Genomic DNA, 25,121 nt, shown 5'->3' with positions numbered 1-25,121 from the left:
TTATACCCCCTCCTTGTGCGATTGTAGCACATTATGGGGGTAAATATGATTGCCTGAAATGGGGGGTGTATAGACATGTAGGGTAACAAATGGTTGATCTGTTGGATTGTACATCGAATGAATTTGACCATGTGGGCTGTAGAAAAATTCGCCTGCTGCAAAATGCTTACTGCTCAATATGTGTAGTGTTTCGTCCGCTTCCTTCCGGTATACACGGTTTAAAGCAGTTCCTTTTATGACCTGAACACAACAACACGCTTCTCCGTGGTCGTGAATGGGAGTTTCTACATTTGGTGGAACATGTAACACAATCACCTCAAATAAATCAGAACAATAGATTTGGTTTCGTCCATATTCAAGTGGAGCAACAGGTGCAGTTAGATAAGGAGTAATTCGTTCAATCGTACAATTGGATGCTTGAATCAGACGGCACATAGCCTGATAGTAATGCGAAGCATCCTTGCGGGAATCAAGATTTACACCTTCTAAAGTCAAAAGATTTTGGATATGTTTGGCATACTTCATATCGATCTACCCCTTCTACTTGATTATGTTGACTAACATCCTCCCAAGTATCGAACTGACTATGAGACTAATATATGTCAATTTCATTCATTATGCGCACTAAAATCGGCATAACGAAAGGAAAAATTCATAAATTGATAGGTATGATATTAGATCGGAAAAGGGGGATTTAAAGGTGAAAGCATCGAGTAGAGGGGAGCATGCATGTGCTAGAATTCTAAGCCAAATCTGTAAATCTCTCTAAGTCGCTATTTTCTCCGATGACGACTAAGACATCATTTACCCCTAAAACGCGCTCTGGATGGGGTGCAATATCGATCTGGTCGCCTGAACGGATTGCGATCACGTTTAGATTGTACTTGGCACGTAAGTTGATCTCTCGTAAATTTCGATCTGTCATACTTCGAGGGACTTTGATTTCCTCTACGCTATAATCATCGCGAGTTTGAGGAAGTTTAGTACATTGGGAGACATGAGATGATGAGCGACGCGCTCTCCCATATCCCGTTCAGGGAAGACAACCATATCGGCACCTATCTTATAGAGTACTTGGGCGTGGCGTTTATTAAGTGTCTTGGCAACCACTTGCCTAATTCCTAACTCTTTTAAAACGAGTACCGTTAAAATACTCGCTTGAATATCGTCGCCGATCGCTACAATCACGGTATCGAAGTTGCGGATTCCGATCGCTCGAAGGGCTTCTTCATCCGTAGAGTCAGTGATTACCGTGTGCGATACCTGTTCCTTTATCTCATCAATTCGGGGTTCATCTATATCAATGGCTAATACCTCGTTACCCTCTTTATAGAGAGTGGTCGCGATACTAGAACCGAAACGCCCCAGTCCAATTACCGCAAAGTGTTGTTCACGCATCTGATCTACCCCTTTGTTTTTATGATTATCCGATCATCTCTATTGATCCTACTCATGTTTATCGGGGCTTCACCAGGATCCTTTGGGGGCGGGATTAAAACGAGTACATTTGCCGTATTAGTGGGGGCGGTTTGGTCTCAATCACAGGGAAGGCGGATGTTAGCTTTTTTAAGAGGCGGATTCCCTATCGATTTATAGTAAATGGGATGATAAGAAGGATTCCGCCAACTGTCTCGATGACAATCGTAAACATCATAATTCGTTTTACCAGCTTAATGATTCCATCTACAGAGAGATTGTTTAATGATTCTTGTAATAATAGACGATCCTGAAATGAGACTCGTTTTCCGAGCAAAATAGCAAATAAAGTAGCGAAGGTAATAAAGCCTAACCCACCTACTTGAATAAGGAATAAAATAATCATTTGTCCAAAGAGGGAAAAAGAATGACCTGTATCAACTACGACTAATCCGGTTACGCAAGTCGCAGAAGTGGCAGTAAAAAATGCATCGATCCACGGGATTCCCAGCCCGCTCTTGGAAGCAATAGGTAGAGATAGAAGAGAGGAGCCAATTAAAATGATAATGCCGAAACCAATAACGAGAATTGTAGGGGGATTTAAACGCTTACGAGTCCGATTCATGGAAACATCCTACTCTATATCTTAATTATCTAGTATTTCTATCTGACAAGTGTATAAGGAACTGATAAAATAGAACGTGTGGTATGTAGCCGAAAATGATGGATGAAATATGAGTTTATTGCATGTAACCATACTATGCCCAGTTGAACTTATTTTATTTGCTTGATGCTAGTGATGCAATGATGATTGGAGTTGTCACAGATGAAAGAAACCCAAGAGCCCACGTTACCATTCTCGTTGTTAGAATTGCTTGAAGATCCAAAGTGGGGGAAATGCATAAATGATTTCCTACACGACTATAATGGTTACCATCCAAATGACATGGGGATGAACCAGATGAAATCATTTCTACGCATGATTGTCTCTCATCAACCAGGAATTAGCATGGATCAAAAAGTCGTAAGCGAGATGCCTGTCATTCAAGGGACTCGTATTCAAGTGACGATGATTTTGGCATGCTTACGTGACGGGATGACTACAGAGGAGATTTGTGAGGATTACGGATTAACACGTGAACAGATTCAACAAGCACTTAGCTTTGCTATTCGAGTTCTAGATGATCCATTTATGGGGAGCTAAGGGAATGAGATTGTTTCTAGATGAAAATGTGACTCCGCGAGTGAAAGATTTCTTTGACACTCGTGGCTATGATGTAGAGACTGTTAGTTCTGTACAGATGAGGGGATATGATGATGAAGCGGTTTTCCAATACGCAGTAAAGGAGAAGCGAATCTTCCTCACACATAACGGCAAAGATTTCATCATTCAAATCCCTCCTATGGTTCATGGAGTCGTTCATAAGGGAGTGATATGGTTTCGCTTTCAAGTTACGAGGAAGAATGTAGGTCAAGTATGCCATAAGATGCACGATTTTTTTACCTTCTGGAAATCCATAGATAGATCGATATGGGAAGTAAATCAAAAACAAAGTAGTACCCAAATTTGTTTTATTCGATCATACCCCCCTCCTACGGAAGAAATGCATATATAAAGTTATTTTTTGCAAAAAATATCTCTTAATCGCTGTAATTTTTAGTTTATTAAACTAAGATAAAAAATTTAGAATGATATTTCTATATGTAAAATGTGGAAAGGGAAAAGAGGGAATTAAGAGAGATTTTACGAAATTAACTTGTAAGAATTGATGGATGGAATGTGGAGAAATCATAGAAACAACGCGCCTAAAAGACATATTCATTTGCGAAAAAGTATTTTTATGCATTAGAAAAACCAAGCTTCCATTCCTTCCGAAAATGAAAATGAATAAGGAGATGATAAAAAATACTCTTTACAAAATCAACACTTTTAAGTTAAATTTATAGCAATCAATTCCTAATCACAACAGACTGCCTAATGAAATTATCTAAATATATTCAAATCGTTTATTTGGATAAAGATATGCTTTCAGATGAGAGTCTTCAGTTAGCATAGACTGGTGATGTGGGTACAAGCAAAGAAAAATGTAGCTATTATTCTATCATTTTAAGGAGGAAGGTTAATGAAGAAAAGAAAGCTTGTTCCATTTCTTGCGGTTACTCTTGTAGCAAGCCTAGGTGTTACGGCATGTAGCTTTGGTGGAGACAAAGGTGCTAAAGACAAAGGTACGTTGGTTGTTACAGATCGAGCTGAACCACCAAACCTAGATAGTGCTATATCCTCGGACAGTGCATCCCGTAACGTCCTTGCCAACACTCAAGAAGGACTTTACCGTCATTCTAAGGATGGGAAATCAATCGAACCAGCCTTGGCTGAGGGAGAACCAAAGATCAGCCCTGACAAATTAACCTACACCTTCAAACTTCGTGACAGCAAATGGAGCGATGGAAAGCCTGTAACGGCAAAAGATTTTGAATTTGCTTGGAAGCGTGCGTTAGCACCTGAAACGGCTTCTGAGTATGCATTTATCTTGCATGCCCTTAAAAATGGTAAAGGTTATAATGAAAACAAAGGAAAAAAAGCAGAAGAGGTTGGAGTCAAAGCACTTGACGACAAGACTCTAGAAGTAAAACTAGAGCGTGTTACTCCGTACTTCTTAGATTTGGTAGCGTTTCCTAACTATCTACCACAGCGGGAAGATATTGTGAAGCAACACGGCGGCAAAGCCGGCAAATTTGCCAAAGAAGCAAACACAAACGTTTACAGCGGTCCTTTCAAATTGACCGAATGGAAGCATGAACAGAGCTACACGATGGAGAAAAATGATCAATACTGGGATGCAAAATCGGTCAAGCTCAATAAAGTTGTGACCAAGGTCATGAAAGATAGTTCGGCTACCATCAACGCTTATAATACCAATCAAGTCCAAGTTACACTATTGGGCACTGACTACATCCCAAAATATAAAGATAAAAAAGAAGCAGTATCAGTTGCTGAGGGATCATCTTGGTATCTGGAAATGAACCAAAAAAATAAGCTTCTTCAAAACAAGAAGATTCGTCAAGCATTGAATCTAGCGCTAGATAAGAAGGAGTTCCAATCGAACGTCCTGCAAGATAAGTCCGTTCCAGCAGGGGGATTAGTTCCACCAGAGATTAAAGCAAACGGAAACGATGCGAATAAGTTATATCGCGAAGCCTTCCCAGAGGAACCTAAGTTTGATGCAACAAAAGCAAAAGGTCTTTTTGAAGAAGGTTTAAAAGAATTGAAACTTTCTCAAGCTCCTGTTTTAGAGATGGTAACGGATGATACCACAGCTGCTAAACGTCATGGAGAATATGTGAAAGATGCTTACAAGAAAAATCTAGGCTTGGAGATCAAAGTTTCCTCTGTTCCATTTAAGCAACGCTTAGAGCGTGGGAAAAAGGGTGAATTTGACCTTTTAGCTTCTGGATGGCATGCAGACTATAGTGACTCACTAAGCTTTATAGATCTATTTGAGACTGGTGCTCCTTACAACCGTGGTAAATGGTCTAATAAAGAGTATGATGAGCTAGTGAAAAAGATAAGAGAGAATACGACTGGAAATGTTGAAGATCGTCTCCAAAATCAAAGAAAAGCTGAGCAGATCCTTCTAGAGGATGCTGGAATTGTCCCAGAGTACTACCGTTCTGTTTACTACATGGTGAAGCCAGAAGTAAAAGATATGGTATTTAACTCAGCAGGATTTGGTGAAGAGTACAGCTTTAAATGGGCTTACATCGAGTAGGGTGATGACAGAAGGTATATATCTTCCTACGATATATACCTTCTCTTTTTATTCCCCATCAGATGAAAGGAAGTGAAAATGTGGGACGTTATATCCTCAAGAGATTCTCTTTAATGATTGTTACGTTACTAGTCATTATTACAGCTACTTTTTTCCTCATGCATAGTTTGCCGGGTACACCACTCAAAAATGAAGAAAAACTATCCCCTGAGCTTCGGGCACAGATTTTAGAACAATATGGTCTAGATAAACCGGCCTATGTTCAGTACTTTAAGTTTCTGGGTCATCTCGTACAAGGTGATTTAGGGAAATCCCTTAACTATGATGGTCGGGAAGTAACTGATATGTTGATGCAGGGCTTTGGGCCTTCTCTTCTTATTGGATCACAAGCACTTTTATTTGGAGTTTTAATTGGACTTATATTAGGCGTTCTTGCAGCTTTAAAGAGGAATACATGGTTAGATAGTTTTGCTACAGGGGCTTCCATTATGGGTGTCTCGATTCCTAGTTTCGTCTTAGCCGCGCTCTTAGCCTACTTTGTCGGAGTGAAGTTAGGGTGGTTACCTGCTACTGGATATGACACTTATTCGGCCACGATTATGCCTTCCTTCGCGCTCTCTTTTGCGGTTATTGCTCAGATCTCTCGCTATGTACGAACAGAGATGGTAGAGGTATTGGAGCAAGATTATATGCGTACTGCGAAAGCAAAGGGAATCAACCGTTTCGCAATCTTAGTAAGACATGCTTTACGTAATGCATTGATTCCTGCCATTACGGTTATGGGCCCACTTGCTGTTAATATTATTACTGGGTCATTGGTAGTAGAAGGTATCTTTGCGATTCCTGGGATGGGGAAAATGTTTGTAGAATCGATTTTGAATAATGATTATACCGTTATTATGGGAACAACCATTTTTTATAGTGTTCTAATTGTCGTTACCCTTTTTATAGTCGATCTTTTATATGGAATTATCGATCCACGGATTCGTATCACTGGAGCAAAGGAGTGATCCCATGAGTACAGAAAAAACTTATACACCAGATCTTTTTGAACCGATTGGCCAGTTAGACAAACGAGCAGAACAACTAAATCGTAAGCAGGTAGGCGTTTGGAAAGATGCTTGGTTACGATTTAAGCAGAACAAAGGGGCACTCCTTGGATTGTTTCTAGTGTTGGTAATTGGTCTGTTAGCAATTTTTGGCCCGTTGATAAATGAATATGATTGGTCGACTCAAAATGTAACGATCAAGAATCAAGATACAGCGGTGGATGGTCACTATTTTGGTACCGACCATGCAGGTAGAGATTTATGGCAAAGAGTTTGGTATGGAGCGAAAGTCTCACTAATGATCGCTTTTTTAGCCGTTTTCTTAGATGTAATCATCGGAGTTACTATAGGTGGAATATCCGGCTATTTTGGCGGACGGGTGGATGCCATTATCCAACGTTTCATTGAGATTATCTACTCGATTCCAAACTTAATTATTATTATTTTATTGATTATGTTGATGGAGCCTGGAATTTGGGCTATTGCGATTTCCATCGCTATGACAGGCTGGGTACCGATGTCGCGGATTGTTCGGGCGCAAGTGTTAAAATTACGTTCTCAAGAGTATGTGTTGGCTGCTCGTACCTTAGGAGCTAGTCATAAGCGTATCTTACTAAAGCATCTTATTCCGAATGTAATAGGACCTATCATCATTGCGGTTACGTTTTCTATCCCATCTGCTATCTTCTTTGAGGCGTTTCTTAGCTTTATTGGCTTAGGACTTCGTCCACCAGAGGCAAGTTTGGGTGTTTTGATCAGTGAAGGAAATGGCTTTATGCAACTTTCTCCACATAACTTGATTTGGCCAGCTCTTGTTCTATCGATTCTTATGTTCGCGTTTAATATGATTGGTGATGGACTAAGAGATGCACTTGATCCACGAATGAAAAAATAGGAGGTAGAGATAAGGATGAGCAAAATTTTAGATGTACGCGATCTTCACGTCTCTTTCCATACCTATAGTGGTGAGGTTAAAGCAGTACGTGGAGTGAGCTTTGACGTAGAGAAAGGTCAGACCTTAGCGATAGTGGGTGAATCGGGTTGTGGAAAGAGTGTTACTTCACAAGCGATTATGAAATTGATCTTAACTCCTCCTGGGGAATATAAGCACGGAGAGGTTCTCTATAACGGAAAAGATCTTGTTAAGATGAGTGAAAAAGAGATGGAGCAGGTTCGTGGGAAAGAAATCGCGATGATTTTCCAAGACCCGATGACTTCATTAAACCCAACGATGACTGTAGGAAAGCAGATTGTTGAGGGGATTATCAAGCACCAGAAGCTCTCGAAAGCCGAAGCGAAAGAAAAAGCAATTGAGATGCTTAAATTAGTAGGGATTCCTAGTCCTGAATCGAGATTTACTCAATATCCGCATCAATTTTCAGGTGGGATGCGCCAGCGGGCGATGATCGCGATTGCTCTCTCTTGTAATCCAAATGTCCTGATTGCGGATGAGCCAACTACGGCGCTTGATGTAACTATTCAGGCACAGATTATGGACTTGATGAAAGACCTCCAAGCACGACTCGGCACTTCGATTATCCTTATTACTCACGATCTCGGAGTGGTTGCCGAAGCAGCTGATCGTGTCGTGGTGATGTATGCTGGGAAAGTAGTGGAATCGGGTACAATTGACGAGATTTTTGCAGAGCCACGCCATCCGTATACCTGGGGTCTAATGAATTCCATGCCGAAATTGAATCAGGATCGCGCGGAAGAGCTTAGTCCTATTCCAGGTGCGCCACCTGATTTATTGGCTCCTCCTAAGGGATGTGCTTTTGCGGCACGTTGTAAATATGCGATGAAGATCTGTCAAGAAGTTGACCCTGAACTAACGGAGCATAGTAAAGGTCACCGAGTAGCTTGTTGGCTAGAGCATCCGATGGCCGAAGCTTACCGTAGAGAAGCAGTAGAAGGGAGGCAATCGGTATGAGTGCAACAGAGAAAAAAGAGCCAATCCTTAGCGTGAAAAATGTAAAGAAGCACTTTGACGTGGGTGGTAAGAAGATCCTTAAAGCGGTTGACGGTATCAGCTTTGACATCTACCCAGGAGAAACTCTTGGTTTAGTGGGAGAGTCTGGATGCGGTAAATCAACTGTTGGACGTACTTTGATTCGCCTATACAATGCTACTTCTGGAGAAGTGAGCTTTAAAGGAAAGAATGTACACCAACTTAAAGGGAAAGAACTGAAACAATTAAACCGTAGCATGCAAATGATCTTCCAAGATCCTTATGCTTCATTAAACCCACGAATGAAAGTAATGGATATCATTGCTGAGGGAATTGATATTCATGGATTAAATGGGAAGAAGCGCGAAGACCGTGTGATTGAGCTTCTGGAAACAGTAGGTCTGAATAAGAGTCATGCAAGCCGTTTTCCGCATGAGTTTTCGGGTGGACAACGTCAACGGATCGGGATTGCACGTGCTTTAGCTGTAGAACCAGATTTCATCATTGCGGATGAGCCAATCTCTGCGTTGGATGTATCAGTACAAGCTCAAGTAGTAAACTTGATGAAAAAGCTACAGAGAGAACGTGGACTTACCTATCTGTTTATTGCTCATGACCTTTCTATGGTGAAATATATTAGTGACCGTGTAGGAGTTATGTATCTGGGGAATCTAGTGGAGTTGGCAGATAGCGATGAGATGTACGATAATCCACTTCATCCATATACACAGGCACTTCTTTCGGCAGTACCGATTGCGGATCCAAGCCTCAAGAATGAACGTGAGCGGGTTATTCTTAAGGGAGATGTCCCAAGCCCGATTGATCCACCAAGCGGTTGTAAGTTCCGTACTCGTTGTCCACAGGCGATGGATATTTGTGCGAGTACGATTCCGGAGTGGAAAGAGATCAAAGAGAAGCATTTTGTTGCTTGTCATTTATATAACTAGAAGTGAATATAGCAGTACCTCGATGGTTAGATAAAGCTAACAGGAGAGGTACTGTTTTTTTATATATACTTACATACTTATTTCGAGATTAATAGAAGGAATTTTCCTTATTTATGTTAAATATATTAATTGAAAGAATATATATTTTCAATCATTATTTTTATGTAACTAAAGGAGGAGTTCTACCATGAGTGTCTTTGTAAAACCAAATCTAGCTGGAAGTCTGATTCGTTTTAAGTCAAGGTACGAGAATTTTATTGGTGGAGAGTGGATTGTCCCGCTTAATGGACAGTACTTTGATGTGGTTTCTCCGGTGGATGGTCAGGTTTATACTCAAGTAGCACGCTCCCAAAAAGAAGATATAGAGTTAGCATTAACCAAAGCGCATGAAGCTAGAGAAGCATGGGGTTCTCGTTCTGTTGCTGAGCGTAGTAACTGTTTGTTAAAGATTGCCGCTCGTCTGGAAGAAAATATGGAGCAACTTGCATTAGCAGAGACATGGGGGAACGGAAAGCCTGTCCGCGAAACGTTAGCAGCTGATTTGCCACTCGCGGTCGATCACTTCCGATACTTTGCGGGTGTTATACGTGGGGAAGAAGGAGGCATATCTGAATTAGATGCCAAGACCTTATCGATTCAGATGAAGGAGCCTATTGGAGTTGTAGGGCAAATTATTCCTTGGAACTTCCCTCTTCTGATGGCTGCTTGGAAGATTGCACCCGCCTTGGCTGCTGGAAACTGTGTTGTTTTAAAGCCAGCAGAGCAGACACCTGTAACGGTTCTTATTTTCGCTGAGTTGATTTCTGATCTATTGCCTGCCGGGGTCTTAAATATTGTAAATGGTTTTGGCTTAGAGGCTGGACAACCGCTTGCTACCTCTCCTAGAGTTGGAAAGATTGCTTTTACAGGTGAAACCAGTACAGGTCGCCTCATTATGCAATATGCTTCAGAAAACATTAAACCCGTCACGTTAGAGTTAGGCGGTAAGTCCCCTAATATCTTTACTGAGAGTGTTCTACGTGCAAATGATGCTTTTCTGGATAAGGCACTAGAAGGTTTTGCTATGTTTGCTCTAAATCAAGGAGAAGTGTGTACCTGTCCATCTCGAGCTTTAATCCAAGCATCCATCTACGATGAGTTTATGGAGCGAGCCTTAGAACGTGTCAAGAAGATTACACTCGGAGATCCGCTTGACCCTAGCACGATGATGGGGGCCCAAGCATCTCGTGAGCAGTACGAGAAGATTCTTAGCTACCTAGATATCGGAAAAGCAGAAAGTGCCGCTTGTCTAACGGGTGGTAAGCCTTATACAAACGAATATTATCCGGATGGTTTCTACGTTGAGCCAACGGTCTTTGAAGGAAGTAATAAAATGAGAATCTTCCAAGAGGAGATCTTCGGTCCTGTCGTATCAGTAACCAAATTTGAGGACGAACAAGAGCTATTAGAGATCGCCAACAACACACCTTACGGCCTCGGTGCTGGTCTTTGGACTCGTGACATGCATCAAGCCTATGAGGTAGCACGAAAGATCGAAGCAGGACGCGTCTGGATAAACTGTTACCACCTGTATCCTGCCCATGCAGCATTTGGCGGTTATAAACAATCTGGCATTGGCCGAGAGAGCCACAAAATGATGCTCGAACATTATCGCCAAACCAAAAACATGCTAGTATCCTACGACCAAAACCCAATGGGCTTCTTTTAGAGTTTAAATGGATATAAATAAGCACACCAAGAATCAATTCTGATCCTTGGTGTGCTTTTCTTTTTAGTAAAATTTATTAAGATGCGCATAAATCAATTTAAAAAAGAAATACTTACCTCTAGAAAAAAGTGATTGATCGTGGTATGCTGTTATGCAATCGTAGAGGAGTTGAGCAGAGATGAGTCAAGGTTTAGCGCGTTCCTTATCGGCGCGTCAGTTGCGAATGATGGCAATTGGCGGGACGATCGGGGCAGGTATTTTTATGGGGAGTGCAGATACGATTAACCTAGCAGGTCCTGGGATTGTATTTGTATATCTCTTAGCAGGACTTTTGTTGTACGTTGTGATGGGGGCATTAGCTGAAATGGGAAGTGCCTATCCCGATCTCGATGTAAAAGGAATGATCCACCGGGCATTTGGAGGAAAAGTCTCCTTTGTGACTGGATGGTTGTACTATTTCAACTGGGTGCTTGTCTTAGCTGCAGAAGTGGTAGCAGCGGGTACATTTTTACATGTATGGTTCCCTCAGACGCCCATTTGGTTATTAAGCACTCTTTGTGCTTTGTTTATCTTAATTTTGAATTTAGCGAGCGTGAAGCTCTTTGGAGAAATAGAATTCTGGCTTTCGATTATTAAAGTCGTTACCATTTTATTATTTGTCGGATTGGGCGCATATCTTCTATTTGCGAATCAAGAAGTGGGACTATCTAACTTTACGAAGCATGGTGGATTTTTCCCGACTGGATTAGGTGGACTTGCCACTGCGGTGACGGTTGTTATCTTTTCCTTTGGTGGTGCAGAGTTATTAGGCCTTACTCTTCGCGAAACGAAGGATGCACATAAAGTCTTACCAAAAGTGTTACGTGGCGTAGTAGTACGTGTGTCACTCTTTTATATTCTTCCCATTCTCGTGATTGTCGGTTTAGTACCATGGAACCAAATCGGAAGTCAGGGAAGCCCATTTGTAAATGTACTACAAAACATTGGACTTTCCTCAGCAGCTGATGTGATGAATTTCGTTATGCTGGTGGCTGTTATCTCGGCAGCGAATTCGGGAGTATATGCAACTTCGCGAATGTTGTTCTCACTAGCTGGTGATGGAGAAGCGCCAAAGGCATTCCAACGCTTATCGAAAAGCCAGGTGCCAGTTTTAGGAATACTCGTTAGTGCGATCTTCTTATTTGGTGGAGCGGCTGTTGCATACTTCGCGCCTAAGAGTGTCTTTTCGATCTTAATGGGGATTCCAGCGATAACCGTACTGATTATGTGGATTATGATTTGTGCGGCGCAACTGAAACTCCGCCTTACCGATAAGGGATACCATAAACCAGGTCGCTTTTTATTAAAAGGGTTCCCGTATATTTCAGGAGCGACTCTCCTTGCATTTACAGTGATCCTAGCTATTATTTTATTTACTCCTGATAACCTCGCCAAGTCTCTCTTGGCACTGGGTGTGGTGGTTGTCTTATTTATCACCTCCTATATGGTAAAAGGGAAACAGACATAAGGGTTTGAGTAGGATAGAAAGACCAGATGAAGATTCCGTTCATCTGGTCTTTATTTTAGAAAAAATAGGGGTTGGAGAAGATATAGAGAGGGATAACGCTCCTCATTGGAAGTAAGAAGACCTCTAATATGACCAATCTTACTAACAGGATCAATATCCACAATAAGAAAGGAATCATAGTCCCAGTGTAATGGGTAAAGAATGTTTCGTGAATTGAAGACGATGCTCTCTTCCTCAAAGGTAAACAAACGCATTGGATTTTCATTCCAAGTAAATGAATAGCATCGAAAGGAGTTTCCTTGTAGAAGGGTAAGGAAACACTCTTTTCGCAATGAGATTTCAATTCCTGTTACATATCCTTCTGAGTCCAGATCGTTCTGATACTCATGAAGGAACTCTCCATCTCGATATGCATGGCTATAGATTTTCGAAGACTGTTGTAACGTGAGTAGTTTGTCTAAGACGAATTCATCTTGTAAGAAAGGAATTTGGTACTCGCCATTGCCTTCGTAAGAGATTAAATCGTCTTCTCTTGCTCTTAGGAACTTTAGACAATTATGTGGTTTTTGAAGATATATATATCCCATATTTATTGAAGAATCGCAAGTAATAATTATGTCTATCACCTCTGCAATAATAGTAGCTGTTTTATACGATAATGCCTTATATGGAGCCGGTTTTAAGAGTGTTCCCGGTACAAATTCAGATCAAACGTGACAAATGTAATATTAAATGTATGATACTCATTACTAATGATAAATAGGGGAAACCTTTAAGATAGATTGTGAGCCAGGCAATTTTAGAGATGAAGGCGAGAAATGTGGAAATGGCAATCCAATTGTCCGAAGTAACTAAGCAATATTCTGCGAAAAAGGCAGTTGATTATATTAGCTTTACGATTGGAAAAGGAGAGATCGTCTCGATTCTTGGCCCAAACGGTGCAGGGAAGACAACGACTATTTCTATGATGCTAGGACTAAAAAAGCCGACATCTGGATCGATTCAAATTTTAGGGGGCTTTCCGTCAGATCGAAAAGTAAAACAAGAAATTGGAGCGATGCTACAGGAAGTGAGTGTAATGGATACGGTGAAAGTATCAGAACTCATTCAACTGTTTCGTAGCTATTATGATAAATCTCTACCATACGAGTATTTGCTAAAGCTCTCAGGATTGGAGAAAGATGCCGAGGTCATGGCAACAAGCCTTTCTGGAGGGCAAAAGAGACGTTTGGGATTTGCGTTAGCGATGGCAGGTGACCCTTCTGTCCTCTTTCTCGATGAACCAACTGTGGGGATGGACGTTACATCACGATCTGAGTTTTGGGAGATGATTCGCTCACTAAAAGATGCTGGGAAAACAATTATCCTCACCACACACTATCTCGAGGAGGCAGATCGTTTATCTGACCGAATTATCATGATGAACCATGGAAAAATCGTTGCGGATGGGACACCAGAAGAGATTAAGAGTCATTTGACAGTGAAGTATGTAACTGTAACGGCAGATGCTTCCCTTGAACTTGATACACTCCGGACTTTTCCTGGCGTGACTGAGGTAGAGAGAGACGGAGAAAGGATAAAACTTTACGGTGATGATACAGACGCCATTTTAATTCACTTAGTGAGACAAAATATAGCGGTACGAGATTTTGATATTCATAAAGGAAATCTAGACGAAGCCTTTTCCAATTTGATGAAGGAGGGTGTCTGATGATGGGTGCCTATTTAGCGCAGTCTAAGATTGAATTATTACGGACATTTCGTAATCGAAAATCGATCTTTTTTACTCTGTTAATGCCGATTATTTTTTACTTTATTATGTCGCAAAATGGAGCGGAGAAGATGGGTGGAGTTGAGTGGAAGGCCTATTTCTTAATTTCCATGACCGCATATGGACTCATGGGTTCCTCTATCTTTAATCTATCCTTGAGATTGGTTCAGGAGCGTACACAAGGTTGGTCACATCAACTCAAAGTCACACCGCTACCGCCCATCGTTTATTTTATAGCAAAAGTGAGTGTACAGTTACTCGTTAATCTAGGTCAGATTGTCGTGATGTTTTTAGTGGGACACTTCGTTAACAATGTAGAATTAACAGCTGGACAATGGGTTGGTGCTGGTTTTTGGCTCTTGATCGGAAGCTTACCATTCCTCGCCATAGGGACATTATTTGGAACGATGAACAAGATCGAAACCGCGCAAATCATCAACCAGATTGTTACGTTAGGGCTTTCTTTCTTAGGAGGAATCTTCTATCCGATAGAGTTGTTCCCGGAATGGTTGCGTAAGTTTGGAGAATGGACTCCTTCTTATTTAATGGCGAGTGAACCCCGAAATATTCTTGGAAACCAACCGATTGACTGGGGGAACGTGGTGATTCTAGCTGTATACTTCCTCTTATTCACAGGACTTGCATCCTATATTTTAAAGAAGAAAGAAGTATATTCATGAATAGAAAGAAATCACCTTTTATCTATCTTTGGCTGATCTTCTTGTTCTACCCCTTGTATAGTTTTTGGACTCAGACTACCCATGCTATTCTAGGCACTTTTCTCGTTTTAGCTTTGATTATTGCGTTTCTTCTATATACTCGATCTGGAAGACTTATTTATGTCATTGCTCAACTGGCTCTCGCATTTGTTATTTGTTCGTTCCTTTCGTTCCAAGTCATAACGACTTTTTGTTATCCGGCTGCCTCTGTTGGCTTTTTGCCTAATCGAAGAAAATTTTTAATCGGGTATGCCATTTTGCTTAGCTTGGTTATCATAACGTTCTTCTCCTTTTACGATTTAGTTGAGTTGGGTAAAGTAATTTCCTTTGCTTTTCCTTATCTGATATTGCTCTTTACACTTCCTTTTGTGGGTCGGATTCAAGGGAGACGGGATGCGATTCAAAGTCAGCTTCTACTTGCTCAAGAGCAAATTGTAGAGATGGGTAAGAATGACGAGAGACAACGAATTGCGAGAGACTTGCATGATACGCTTGGACATACGCTCTCATTAATTACCTTAAAAGGTCAGCTTGCAGAAAAATTAATCCACAAAGACCCCTCTAGAGCGGAACAAGAGGCAAGAGATATTCAGACAACAGCTCGTAGTGCTTTACAGCAGGTGCGGGAGTTGATTTCAGATATGAATATTGTGAAGTGGAATGATGAAGTGAACCGCTCTAGACAAATATTAGGTGCAGCCGAGATTCAATTTACCTCTAGGGACGGAGGAGTGACACTTACTCCATTTGTGGAAAACATATTTGCGATGTGCCTGCGCGAATTAATTACCAATGTTGTGAAACATAGTAGGGCGACAATGTGTCACCTGCAATCGGGAGAAGAAGAAGGTCATTTCTTTCTTCGTGTGACAGATAATGGAACTGGATTTTCTCCAGAGAACCAGAAAGTAGAGAGCCATGGATTAATTGGGATGAGGCAGAGATTATCGTTGGTTGAGGGGATTTTATTAATCGAATCTACTAATAAAGGAACCATGATTGCCATCCAAATCCCGAAAGTGATCAAACATAAAGAGAGAAAGTAGGAGAGAGATGATCCGGGTTGTGATCGCAGAAGATCAAGGAATGTTGCGTAGTGCGTTGGGGGCTTTATTGGATCTAGAAGAAGATATTACGGTGATTGGGCAAGCAGAAAATGGAAAGGAGGCTTTAGAACTGATCCAGCAACATCAGCCTGACCTTTGCATCGTAGATATAGAGATGCCGATTATGAGCGGTTTGGAAGTAGCAGAACAGCTAAAGGCGAAGAAGCATCCATGTCGGGTGGTCGTCTTAACCACATTTGCTCGTCAGGGTTATTTTCAACGAGCCGTGGCGGCTGGTGTTCAAGGATACTTGTTAAAAGATCGGTCTAGCGATGAATTGACCAATTCACTCCGAAATATCATGTTAGGAAAACGGGAGATTTCCCCTGAATTAATCGAGATTGTATGGGAAGAAAAAAACCCCTTAACCTCAAGGGAGCAAGAGATTCTCTTACTAGCAGAAAAAGGGCTCACAACCAATGAAATAGCAGGGCAACTTTTCCTCTCATCGGGCACGGTTCGTAACTATCTATCGGAAGTAAATAGTAAAATGAGTACCAGTAATCGTTTGGAAGCGATCAAGATTGCCAGGAGCAAAGGATGGATTATCGAAACCCCCTAACCATAAGGCTAGGGGACGTTTGGTATTTCGTATTAAGCTGGCAAATGTTCAACTACAACTTCATACGTATGGAGGCTGTTACCTAAAATGTTGGAAGGCTCGCTGGACTCTCTTCTCTTCGCATGAGCGCCTTTAAACGAATCGCTCTCTACCCACTTATCAAAGAATTCTTTGCCCTCCCAAGTGGTGCTCACCACATATTCCTCATACTCGGTTGTATCTTGCGTCTTTAGTAGTTGCATTCTTACAAATCCAGGGAACTGATGAACCGATTTCGGATTACGGAATCTTTCTTCTAGTTCATGTCCATGTCCAGATTTTACACGAATGGTATTTGTAACGATAAACATAATAATCTCCTCCTAATTTGACTGTCCTTGCTCTTTCTCTAGACTAATCAAGTAATCAAACACGTTTTTTGCTTCTTCTCCACCCATCTGAGCGTGGACGATCAACGGAATTCCATGAGGTCCTTTCGCATGGATCATCTCTGGAAAAGAATCGAGCATCGTTTTCACAATATCTAAGTTACCTAACATGGCCGCTGTAAAGATATCGATACGGGCTCCTTTTTCAATTAAAAAGAGAGCGATATCTTTTCTACCTACATGGCTTGCCGCCCCTAAAGCTGTTTCCCAGTCCTCATTTCCCCAGTTCCATGCGGCATAGAGTAAGCCGGGTTCTTGCTCCAGCATCTCTTTAATTGTATCAAAATCCATATGTGCAGAAGCTACGAAATTCCGTACCATCTCATCAGGAATTCTCACTTTTTCTTTCTTGTTTTCTGCTGTTGTCATCTATTATTTCCTCCCTTGGTCACAGCAAGTTCTCATTGGGATGAAGGTCGGTTTATCGGAATGCTGAATCGATACTTCAATGCCAAACACATCTTGAAACATACTCGGCTGGATTACCTCTTCGGGACTTCCATCCATATGAACCCGGCCATTCTTCATCACCACTAGGCGATCACTATATAAGGTTGCTTGATTAATATCATGTAACACCATTACAACGGTTAGACCAAATTCCTGATTTAGCGTTTTTACGAGCTCCATCACTTCTAATTGGTGAGCAATATCCAAATACGTCGTCGGCTCATCCAGAAGTAGGATGTTCGAACTCTGTGCTAACGTCATCGCAATCCAAGCGCGTTGTCTCTCGCCACCTGATAGGGCAGTGAGTGGACGATCTTGAAAGTCCTCCATCTTCGTCACTTCTAGCGCCCAACGAATGACTTTCTCATCTTCGGATGATAAGCGTTTGTACCACGTTTTATGGGGATGCCTGCCGAACTCCACAAGTTCACGCACGGTCCATTCAATCGAATGATCATGAACTTGTGGCAACATCGCTAATCGCTTGGCGATCTCACACCCGTCCCACTGCGACAAAGGGACTCCATCTAACAAGATTTGACCTGATGTAGGATTCCACAATCTCCCTAGCAAACGAAGTAAAGTTGATTTCCCTGATCCATTTGGACCAATAATACTTAGGATCTCCCCCTGTTTTAGCTGGAGATGAGGAACTTGTAGTTGAAACCTTTGAGAGTGCTGATAGGAAATCTCTTTAGCTAGTAGCATTTTTTCGCATCCCCTTTAGTAGAATGAATAGGAAAAACGGTCCTCCTAAGATGGAGAGGAAAACTCCTACAGGTAGTTCAATTGGATCAAACCAAGTTCTCGCAAAGGCATCTGCTAGCGTTACCAATAATGCCCCGCCTAGTGCAGATGCAGGGAGTAAATACCTTGCATCATTGCCTATTATCATTCGCAGGATATGAGGGATCACTAGGCCTACAAAGCCGATTAATCCCGACACACTTACCGCGATCGCCGCTAATAAACTACTTAGTAGAATCAGAAAGAAACGACTTCTCTCCACACGATGCCCCAGTAGCTTGGCCACCTCATCACCCAAACTGAGAACACGCAGATGATGTGCGGCAAAGAAACTAAGTACGATAGCGATTAAAGCATATCCGACCACCATCTGAAACTGGCTCCAACCGACCCCGCCAATTCCACCCGAAAGCCAAGGAAGTACAGACTGAACTCGGTCGCTAAACAACAACATTAATGAAGATAGAATCGCTCCAATTAATGCGTTAATCGCGACTCCTACTAAAATGATGCGATGGGAGGATGCCCCTTGATTCCATGACAGGAAGTAGATTAATAGAGTTGTCCCAAAAGCACCTACAAAAGCACCAATCGGTAAAAAGGTGGCTGCCGTTGTTGGGAAAATGATTAACATCGTTGTCGCAATGACACCAGCTCCCGAGGAAACGCCGATAATCCCAGGGTCGGATAGAGGATTACGCATCACACCCTGCAAAATAGAGCCAGATAGCGCCAAGCATATTCCTACAATTAAACCAATCAGAATTCGAGGAAGCCGTAAATCCCATACAATTCGCTTTGCCATATTATCTTGTTGATGGAGGACTCCATCGATCAATTCCGTTGATGTGAAGGAGACAGGACCTGCGAAGACCGCATAACACACAGCTCCAAGTAACCCTAAAACTAACAAGATTAAAACAATGACTCTCTTCCTAAATAAAGGATGCGTTGTTCCCTTACTTTCCTGTGCAGACAAACCTTCCATTACGATCCAGTCGCTTTCGCTAGGCTATCCTTTAGGAAATCTAAGCTTTCAATTACTTTTGTTCCTGGATTTGAACCAAATAGGTGAGATGGTAGAACTACGATCTTCCCATTTTTCACAGCGGACAAGTTATTCCAAGCGGAGTTTTTCTTCATCTCTGCTTCAAATGCTTTCTGAACAGCTGCCGGATCACCGTGGGTAATCAGATAAACCACATCTGGGTTGCTTTGCACGATTCTCTCTGTACTTAGTTGCGCATATCCAGGCATTTCTTTGGAAATAGGGAATTCTGCTGCAATATTTTCTCCCCCTACTTTGGATAAGAGATCTCCAGATAGAGACGATGGCAATGCAATCATATACGAGCCCGGTGCTCCGTATACTAGCAGAGCCTTTGCCTTTTTAGTAGGTTGTTCTTTTTGTAGAGATTGTAATTTATCAGCTATTTGTTTGGTCCATTTTTTCGCTTCATCTTGTTTGCCTAACAGAGATCCATAGTTTTCAATAGATTTTTGTATGCCATCCACAGAACTACCTTTTGCGATATAAACTTGAATTCCTTGTTTCTCTAAAGTAGGAATATGTCTTTCAAAGCCACTATTTGCAATTAATACGTCTGGTTTAACTGCGGCTATCTTTTCAAAATTAGGACTGTGTGGATTTCCGATTTCTGTTGCTTTTTGTAGCTCCGGATTGGAAACAGGTGCCTGTGTCGTAGGACGTCCCACAATCTCTCCGCCTAAAGCATGAATGATATCCATATCGCCTGAACTAAGAGCCGCTACCTTCTTTGGTTGTTGTTTAAAAGTAAGAGTCCGATTCGCAGCATCCGTAACAGTTATCTGTGCTGATGATTTTGGAGCAGATGCTTCTGGAGCCTTCGTCTGACAAGCTGTCATAATCCCCAAACAAAGGAATGAAACCCCGATTAACTTAACTACTTTCTTCATAAATAAATCCCCCATATATATGATAATGATAATTAATCTCATTTATACCGTCATTGTAATAGAGAATGATAATTATTGTCAATTAGAAAGTATGAAATAAAAACCATAGTTTTTAATTACTTATATTTACAATATGAAATAATATTTTATACAATTAGTCTTATTGTGTTGGATTTATCATTGTGTACTAATAATCTTATTGTGTATAATTGATCGGAGTTTCATATAAAAACTCCACTAAAACTATTAGAAGAAGGGAGAATATAGATGAAGGATTTAAGTTTGGTAATCGTAACAGAAGAATATATGGTTGCCGAAGATTTAACTCATAGGATGAAGAATGTATTCTCTAGCGTGACGCCAATCCCACCAGGGGAGGTACGAAGAGAAATTTCCCGCCTAGAGCCTGACATTGTTATCTTGCATGAAAGCCAAGGTCAGTCATTGGTACAATTAATTCCCTACATAAAAAAAGAAGTCAAAAAGACAGAGATTTTATATTTGACGGATATAAAAGACTCTGCCCGAATTCGAGATGCTAGCCGAGTTGGTGCATTTGATATTCTATTTTTCCCAGACGAGATTAACGTGCTAGAAGACGCTGTAACCAGAGCGATCAAGGCGCTTCAATCGGAAGGACATGAAAAAGAGGCTGTACACAACAGTGCTTGGGGTAGAGGACAAATTATTACCTTATATAGTGGAAAAGGTGGAGTTGGAAAGAGCCTCATCGCATCTACATTAGCCCAAACTTTGCAACTAGATTCGGATTCAGGTGTTTTACTCATAGACCTTAACCTTCAGTACGGAGGAATCGATACTTACTTAAACGTGGAAAGTGAACGAAATATTTATGATCTTACTCCAGTTCTGAAAGAACTAAATGATAACCATATTCGTAACGTAACGATCATCGAGCCTAAGTCACAGATGAGTGTGTTGCCTAGTCCAGCGAATGTAGAAATTAATGAACAAATAACGGAAGAACATGTAGAAAGATTACTTCGTACTGCCCGACTATACTATGACTTTATCATTGTAGACTTGCCTTCTGAATTAAACACACTTTCTTATATTGCCTTAGAAGAATCCGACAAGATTTTTTATGTATTAAATCCAGACCTTGTCTCACTCCGTACGATGAACCGAGTAATAGGTGCATTTGGAACCATTGGCGTAGATCCAACGGATCGACTTGAAATTATCTTAAATCGTACAAGCCGCAATACGGAGATATCAGCTAAAGAAGTAAAAAAGCGTTTCCCATATGAAGTGATAGCAGAGCTACCTGATGATCCTAAGGCACTCCATAACTATATTAATCGCGGACAAACCATCCGTTCTGGCGGTAAAGAGAAGAGACTGATCCCTCTTGCTAGACAGATCCAAAAGCTAGCGAAAGTCGTCCTCACTTATAAAGGAACATCATCTGTAGAAGAGACGAAGAAGAGGAAGTAATCTAGAAGAGAGGCTTGGTTGACATTGCCCTACCTCGAACACGCATTATATGGGATTCTGCTTATTTTATTGGGATGTGCAACCTATACTGATCTGAAAAAACGGTTGATCTATGACCGATTTATCTTGATAGGGGCATTGGCAGCTATTGGGATCCGTGCGATAGAAAGACCTGAGCCATGGTGGAACTATCTTCTGACATCCATCATTACACTATTTATTTTGCTACTAATTGCGACTGTAACAGGTGAACAATCTATTGGCGGCGGAGATATTAAGCTCTTTGCTATGTTGGGACTAGCGGTTGGATTTCAAACGTTTTTAGTACTCTTCTTTTTATCCCACATACTAGCGGGCTTGTATTTCTTAGTACGGAAGTTGATTAGCTGGAAAGAGACAGGCCGAAAAACAGAAATCCCCTTTGCTCCATTTATTACAGTAGGTTTGATTTTGATCTATATCGGTAAAATACAGTAGAATTGCATGAATAGACATTTAAAATACATTATTCTGTCTTTAAAGAGAATGATTAATTTAGATATGAGGGTGTGAATACAACGATGCAAGAAGCAAAACGGAGGGCACTCCTCTTTATCATGATTGCCTTAGCCTTAGCGACAGTGGCTGGCTATATGTTCTTAGAAAAATTAAGCTCAGTAGATTCAAGATTAGGTCAGATGGTGACTATTTACGTAGCAAAGAAAGATATCGCACAGCGTCAAGCACTGCAACCGGATAACTTTGAAGCGAAGCAAGTTCCCAAGCAGTTCTTGCCTAGTTCGGTCGTTACGGATCTAAATCAGATTAAGTTAAGTGGTAATCGGCCGCTACCGATTCAAGTGCTAACGTCCATCACCCCACTAGCAAAAGGTGATCTATTAACGGCTAACATGTTAAAAGAGAACTCGGATATTAAAGATCCAAACAAACGGATTATCTTAGTGCCAGCTGGTAAAAATACAAGCTTTGATTCCATTTTTACTGCAAACGATCGGGTTGACATCATCGTTTCGCGATCAGATAAAGAAACCAAAAGAATGTGGCAAGATATTTTAGTTGCAGGGGTAGGTAAAGGGGAAGATGGAAGCGTTGGGATGGTCGCTCTCGAGATGACGATTGCTGACGCAGAGAAATTCATTCATGACCAGAACTTTGCTCCAGCGATTCGAATCTTAAAGGCTCCTGCTGTAAAAGACGGAGGATCGCCATCCTCTGAATTAGTATTACCGAAGCAAAAAGAAAAAGATGACAAGAAAAAGCCATCTGATGCTGACAAGAAGGATAAGGCAGATCTCGAGGTTGATCACGAATGACGAATCGATTTTCTACCAATCAAAGACGTTTGCCACGTGCCAAAAGTGAAGCAAAAGAGATTACACGCACCGTTGATCATAATCGGATTAATGAGCTAGCACAGCATTTTAAAGCGAGACTCCTTCGAGAGACAGACTTAGAGAAATTAACGCAGATGCCTTCCGCAGAGCAACGCGTTACGTTAGACCGGATTATCGGAAGATATTTGGCAGAAGAGCAGGTCGTTATCCCGGGACAAGACCGAAATCGCCTTATCTCGCGCATTATTAACGAGTCAGTTGGGTATGGACCGCTTGAGGCTTTGCTAGAAAATGAAGACATTACAGAGATTCTCGTAAATGGACCCTATGAAGTTTTCTATGAAAAAAGAGGGAAGTTGGAAAAAACCGATATTCAATTTCGAGATGAGGAAGCACTGCGTCACGTTATTGATCGCATCGTAGCCCCGATTGGCCGACGAGTCGATGTTAGCTCTCCTATGGTAGATGCACGTCTGCCAGATGGAAGTCGTGTGAATGCCGTGATCCCACCGATTAGTTTGAAAGGCTCATTGCTTTCTATTCGTAAGTTCCGTAAAGAACCGATTTCGATTGACGATTTAATCCAGTTTCAAAGCTTAACCAAAGAGATGGCCCAGTTTCTGACCGCCCTAGTCCAATCGAAGCTCAATCTCATCATCTCAGGTGGTACTGGTTCAGGAAAAACGACCTTGCTCAATGCATTGGCGTGTAAAATCCCTGCTGAGGAACGGATTGTCACGATCGAGGATATGGCAGAGTTGCGTATTAATCATGGGCATGTGGCTGGGATGGAAGCACGTCCTGTCAACGTAGAGGGTAAAGGGGAAGTTAGCATTCGCCAATTAGTGAAAAATGCTTTGCGGATGCGTCCAGACCGGATCATTGTCGGTGAGGTGCGTGGTTCCGAAGCGTTCGACATGCTCCAAGCGATGAACACAGGTCACGAAGGGTCCCTTACCACTGTCCATGCGAACTCGCCGAAAGATGCGATGAGCCGGCTAGAGGGGATGGTGATGATGTCAGGGATGGACCTTCCTTCCACAATCATCCGCCAATATATCGTGTCCGCTGTTGACTACATCGTACAGATCGGTCGTCTTCCTGATGGACAACGTAAGATGCTAGCTATCTCCGAACTGCATGAGAAAGAAGATGGAAGCGTGGAGATGGTCGATATCTTCCGGTTTAACCAAATCAATGTTCAATATGATGGTGCCGTAGAAGGGTATTTTGATGCCACGGGCGTTATTCCATCATCCCTGGCGCGATTACAAGCATTTGGTAATCGGGTTGATAAACGGATCTTCACACCTCGAAAGGGGACGAGCTAATGGGTGCAGGGTTAGTCTTTGGGGGTTCTGTTTTTTGCTTCGTCATAGCCATCTACTTCTGGTTGCGAGCTCGTCAATCGAAAAAAGAAACAAATCAGCAAATCGAAAAATACATGGATGCCATCGTAGAAGAGCGTTGGTCCGATCGTTTGGTAGATCGACTTGACAGGCAGAGCTGGGCGGTTCAGTTGCAACCGTCTCTAGAGCGGGCTAGCATTAGTCTTCGTCCTGGAGAGTATGGCGCATTGTTAGTAGTAGCTGGGGCTGTTGTGATGTTTCTCATCAATCGTATGTTTGGATTACCGCTCTACATAAGTCTGCTCCTAGCAACTAGCCTAGTTCCAGTTGCTTCGAAGTTCTTCCTGAACTCGAGAAGAAGAATTTATATCAAGCGCATGGACGATCAACTAGGGGAGGTTTGCCGGCTCCTTAGCTCTGCTGCCCGTGCGGGTATGTCCATCCATCAAGGATTGGAGCTAGTTGTCAAAGAAATCTCGAATCCCATGCAAAAAGAGCTTGGTGTCGTTGTTCGCGAGATACAGCTGGGCAGGGACTTGGAAGTCTCTCTCTATGAGTTATTAAGAAAAGCAGACAGTAAAGACTTGAGGGTATTTGTTAATGCATTAGTTATCCAGCGCCGAGCGGGTGGGAATCTCTCACAAGCACTTAACGAAATGGCGAGAACGATGGAAGAACGCAAGATTATTAATAAGACTGTTGATGCTACAATTGCCCAATCGCGGATGACGGCTTATATGTTACCGTTTGTGTCTATGGCTGCTATTCTGATGATTAGTCAATTGATGGGAGACTTCAAGCAATTTGCAACTTCAATCTTTGGGATTCTATCTATCCTAGTCTTTGCCGTAATGCAGATTATTGGCTTTATTCTCATTAAGAAAATTTCCGACATTAAAGTATAAGGAGGGAGT

At 41.8% G+C, this 25,121-nt stretch carries 25 protein-coding genes and 3 pseudogenes; 19 read left to right on the top strand and 9 right to left on the bottom strand.

Annotated elements, in window-relative coordinates; all coding sequences use genetic code 11:
- Together EDD57_RS05405 and EDD57_RS05400 are read right to left on the bottom strand one after the other, a co-directional pair.
- Entirely contained in the window at positions 1 to 525 is a 525-nt protein-coding gene (locus EDD57_RS05405) for a cysteine dioxygenase (RefSeq protein ID WP_131848462.1), read from the bottom strand.
- A 217-nt stretch (positions 526 to 742) separates the two neighbouring features.
- Positions 743 to 1,398: pseudogene (locus tag EDD57_RS05400) on the bottom strand (potassium channel family protein).
- A 39-nt stretch (positions 1,399 to 1,437) separates the two neighbouring features.
- Between EDD57_RS05400 and EDD57_RS14765 the strand changes: the two are divergent.
- Positions 1,438 to 1,587: pseudogene (locus EDD57_RS14765) on the top strand (Trk family potassium uptake protein); the annotation flags it as partial.
- 1 nt (position 1,588) lies between these two features.
- Here the strand turns inward: EDD57_RS14765 and EDD57_RS05390 are convergent.
- A pseudogene (locus EDD57_RS05390) lies at positions 1,589 to 2,041 on the bottom strand (potassium transporter TrkG); the annotation flags it as partial.
- Between the two features lie 201 nt (positions 2,042 to 2,242).
- Between EDD57_RS05390 and EDD57_RS05385 the strand changes: the two are divergent.
- The 9 genes from EDD57_RS05385 to EDD57_RS05345 all read left to right on the top strand — a co-directional run bounded on the left by EDD57_RS05385 (position 2,243) and on the right by EDD57_RS05345 (position 12,345).
- Positions 2,243 to 2,620 carry a DUF433 domain-containing protein gene (locus EDD57_RS05385; protein ID WP_131848460.1) on the top strand — a complete coding sequence of 126 codons (378 nt, stop codon included), beginning with the start codon at positions 2,243 to 2,245 and terminating at the stop codon, positions 2,618 to 2,620.
- 4 nt (positions 2,621 to 2,624) lie between these two features.
- Complete coding sequence (locus tag EDD57_RS05380) at positions 2,625 to 3,032, top strand: DUF5615 family PIN-like protein (RefSeq protein ID WP_131848459.1); 408 nt, start codon at positions 2,625 to 2,627, stop codon at positions 3,030 to 3,032.
- Positions 3,033 to 3,539: 507 nt separating this feature from the next.
- Positions 3,540 to 5,186: a peptide ABC transporter substrate-binding protein gene (locus EDD57_RS05375; protein WP_131848458.1), complete on the top strand. Its 1,647-nt coding sequence runs from the start codon at positions 3,540 to 3,542 to the stop codon at positions 5,184 to 5,186.
- 80 nt (positions 5,187 to 5,266) lie between these two features.
- On the top strand, positions 5,267 to 6,196 hold the full coding sequence (locus EDD57_RS05370; RefSeq protein ID WP_131848457.1) for an ABC transporter permease: 930 nt from the start codon (positions 5,267 to 5,269) through the stop codon (positions 6,194 to 6,196).
- Between the two features lie 4 nt (positions 6,197 to 6,200).
- The gene (locus tag EDD57_RS05365; protein ID WP_131848456.1) at positions 6,201 to 7,130 is read left to right on the top strand and encodes an ABC transporter permease; all 930 of its coding nucleotides are present in this window, start codon (positions 6,201 to 6,203) and stop codon (positions 7,128 to 7,130) included.
- A gap of 15 nt (positions 7,131 to 7,145) precedes the next feature.
- Complete coding sequence (locus tag EDD57_RS05360; RefSeq protein ID WP_131848455.1) at positions 7,146 to 8,165, top strand: ABC transporter ATP-binding protein; 1,020 nt, start codon at positions 7,146 to 7,148, stop codon at positions 8,163 to 8,165.
- Positions 8,162 to 9,130, top strand: a complete 969-nt coding sequence (locus tag EDD57_RS05355; protein WP_131848454.1) for an ABC transporter ATP-binding protein — start codon at positions 8,162 to 8,164, stop codon at positions 9,128 to 9,130. Before EDD57_RS05360 ends, EDD57_RS05355 begins: the two co-directional genes overlap by 4 nt.
- 187 nt (positions 9,131 to 9,317) lie before the next feature.
- Positions 9,318 to 10,838: an aldehyde dehydrogenase family protein gene (locus EDD57_RS05350; protein WP_131848453.1), complete on the top strand. Its 1,521-nt coding sequence runs from the start codon at positions 9,318 to 9,320 to the stop codon at positions 10,836 to 10,838.
- A gap of 178 nt (positions 10,839 to 11,016) precedes the next feature.
- Positions 11,017 to 12,345, top strand: a complete 1,329-nt coding sequence (locus EDD57_RS05345) for an amino acid permease (RefSeq protein ID WP_131848452.1) — start codon at positions 11,017 to 11,019, stop codon at positions 12,343 to 12,345.
- Positions 12,346 to 12,395: 50 nt separating this feature from the next.
- Here the strand turns inward: EDD57_RS05345 and EDD57_RS05340 are convergent, their stop codons facing one another.
- Positions 12,396 to 12,932 (bottom strand): hypothetical protein, encoded by a 537-nt coding sequence (locus EDD57_RS05340; protein ID WP_131848451.1) that lies wholly within the window; start codon positions 12,930 to 12,932, stop codon positions 12,396 to 12,398.
- Positions 12,933 to 13,165: 233 nt separating this feature from the next.
- On the opposite strand from EDD57_RS05340, the gene EDD57_RS05335 reads away from it, so the two are divergent.
- Genes EDD57_RS05335 through EDD57_RS05320 form a run of 4 tightly spaced genes read left to right on the top strand, consistent with a single transcriptional unit; the run spans position 13,166 to position 16,503 of the window.
- Positions 13,166 to 14,056, top strand: coding sequence for an ABC transporter ATP-binding protein (locus tag EDD57_RS05335; protein ID WP_131848470.1), 891 nt, complete (start codon positions 13,166 to 13,168; stop codon positions 14,054 to 14,056).
- Positions 14,056 to 14,796 (top strand): ABC transporter permease, encoded by a 741-nt coding sequence (locus tag EDD57_RS05330; protein WP_131848450.1) that lies wholly within the window; start codon positions 14,056 to 14,058, stop codon positions 14,794 to 14,796. Before EDD57_RS05335 ends, EDD57_RS05330 begins: the two co-directional genes overlap by 1 nt.
- Positions 14,793 to 15,881 carry a sensor histidine kinase gene (locus tag EDD57_RS05325; RefSeq protein ID WP_131848449.1) on the top strand — a complete coding sequence of 363 codons (1,089 nt, stop codon included), beginning with the start codon at positions 14,793 to 14,795 and terminating at the stop codon, positions 15,879 to 15,881. Before EDD57_RS05330 ends, EDD57_RS05325 begins: the two co-directional genes overlap by 4 nt.
- A 7-nt stretch (positions 15,882 to 15,888) precedes the next feature.
- On the top strand, positions 15,889 to 16,503 hold the full coding sequence (locus EDD57_RS05320; protein WP_131848448.1) for a response regulator transcription factor: 615 nt from the start codon (positions 15,889 to 15,891) through the stop codon (positions 16,501 to 16,503).
- A 32-nt stretch (positions 16,504 to 16,535) separates the two neighbouring features.
- Here the strand turns inward: EDD57_RS05320 and EDD57_RS05315 are convergent, their stop codons facing one another.
- From EDD57_RS05315 to EDD57_RS05295, 5 genes are read right to left on the bottom strand one after another with little or no spacing between them, the layout of a single operon-like run.
- Positions 16,536 to 16,853: an antibiotic biosynthesis monooxygenase gene (locus EDD57_RS05315; RefSeq protein ID WP_131848447.1), complete on the bottom strand. Its 318-nt coding sequence runs from the start codon at positions 16,851 to 16,853 to the stop codon at positions 16,536 to 16,538.
- A gap of 12 nt (positions 16,854 to 16,865) precedes the next feature.
- Positions 16,866 to 17,300, bottom strand: a complete 435-nt coding sequence (locus tag EDD57_RS05310) for an ankyrin repeat domain-containing protein (protein WP_131848446.1) — start codon at positions 17,298 to 17,300, stop codon at positions 16,866 to 16,868.
- A gap of 3 nt (positions 17,301 to 17,303) precedes the next feature.
- Positions 17,304 to 18,089, bottom strand: coding sequence for an ABC transporter ATP-binding protein (locus tag EDD57_RS05305; RefSeq protein ID WP_131848445.1), 786 nt, complete (start codon positions 18,087 to 18,089; stop codon positions 17,304 to 17,306).
- A complete protein-coding gene (locus EDD57_RS05300) occupies positions 18,076 to 19,116 on the bottom strand; it encodes a FecCD family ABC transporter permease (protein ID WP_131848444.1) in 1,041 nt (346 codons plus the stop codon). Before EDD57_RS05300 ends, EDD57_RS05305 begins: the two co-directional genes overlap by 14 nt.
- Positions 19,116 to 20,066 (bottom strand): helical backbone metal receptor, encoded by a 951-nt coding sequence (locus EDD57_RS05295; protein ID WP_243649447.1) that lies wholly within the window; start codon positions 20,064 to 20,066, stop codon positions 19,116 to 19,118. Before EDD57_RS05295 ends, EDD57_RS05300 begins: the two co-directional genes overlap by 1 nt.
- Before the next feature lie 267 nt (positions 20,067 to 20,333).
- On the opposite strand from EDD57_RS05295, the gene EDD57_RS05290 reads away from it, so the two are divergent.
- The 5 genes from EDD57_RS05290 to EDD57_RS05270 all read left to right on the top strand — a co-directional run bounded on the left by EDD57_RS05290 (position 20,334) and on the right by EDD57_RS05270 (position 25,112).
- Positions 20,334 to 21,524: a CpaE/TadZ family protein gene (locus tag EDD57_RS05290; protein WP_131848443.1), complete on the top strand. Its 1,191-nt coding sequence runs from the start codon at positions 20,334 to 20,336 to the stop codon at positions 21,522 to 21,524.
- 18 nt (positions 21,525 to 21,542) lie between these two features.
- The gene (locus EDD57_RS05285; RefSeq protein WP_131848442.1) at positions 21,543 to 22,001 is read left to right on the top strand and encodes a prepilin peptidase; all 459 of its coding nucleotides are present in this window, start codon (positions 21,543 to 21,545) and stop codon (positions 21,999 to 22,001) included.
- An 83-nt stretch (positions 22,002 to 22,084) separates the two neighbouring features.
- Entirely contained in the window at positions 22,085 to 22,837 is a 753-nt protein-coding gene (gene cpaB, locus EDD57_RS05280; RefSeq protein WP_131848441.1) for a Flp pilus assembly protein CpaB, read from the top strand.
- A complete protein-coding gene (locus tag EDD57_RS05275) occupies positions 22,834 to 24,189 on the top strand; it encodes a TadA family conjugal transfer-associated ATPase (protein WP_131848440.1) in 1,356 nt (451 codons plus the stop codon). The genes cpaB and EDD57_RS05275 overlap by 4 nt, the downstream gene beginning before the upstream one ends.
- A complete protein-coding gene (locus tag EDD57_RS05270; RefSeq protein WP_131848439.1) occupies positions 24,189 to 25,112 on the top strand; it encodes a type II secretion system F family protein in 924 nt (307 codons plus the stop codon). The genes EDD57_RS05275 and EDD57_RS05270 overlap by 1 nt, the downstream gene beginning before the upstream one ends.
- Positions 25,113 to 25,121 lie beyond the last annotated feature (9 nt).

The sequence above is a fragment of the Baia soyae genome (genome assembly GCF_004341445.1).
GTDB classification, from domain to species: Bacteria; Bacillota; Bacilli; order Thermoactinomycetales; family Thermoactinomycetaceae; genus Baia; species Baia soyae.
Note: the sequence above shows the minus strand (reverse complement) of the source record. Positions and strands in the feature narration are given on the sequence as shown.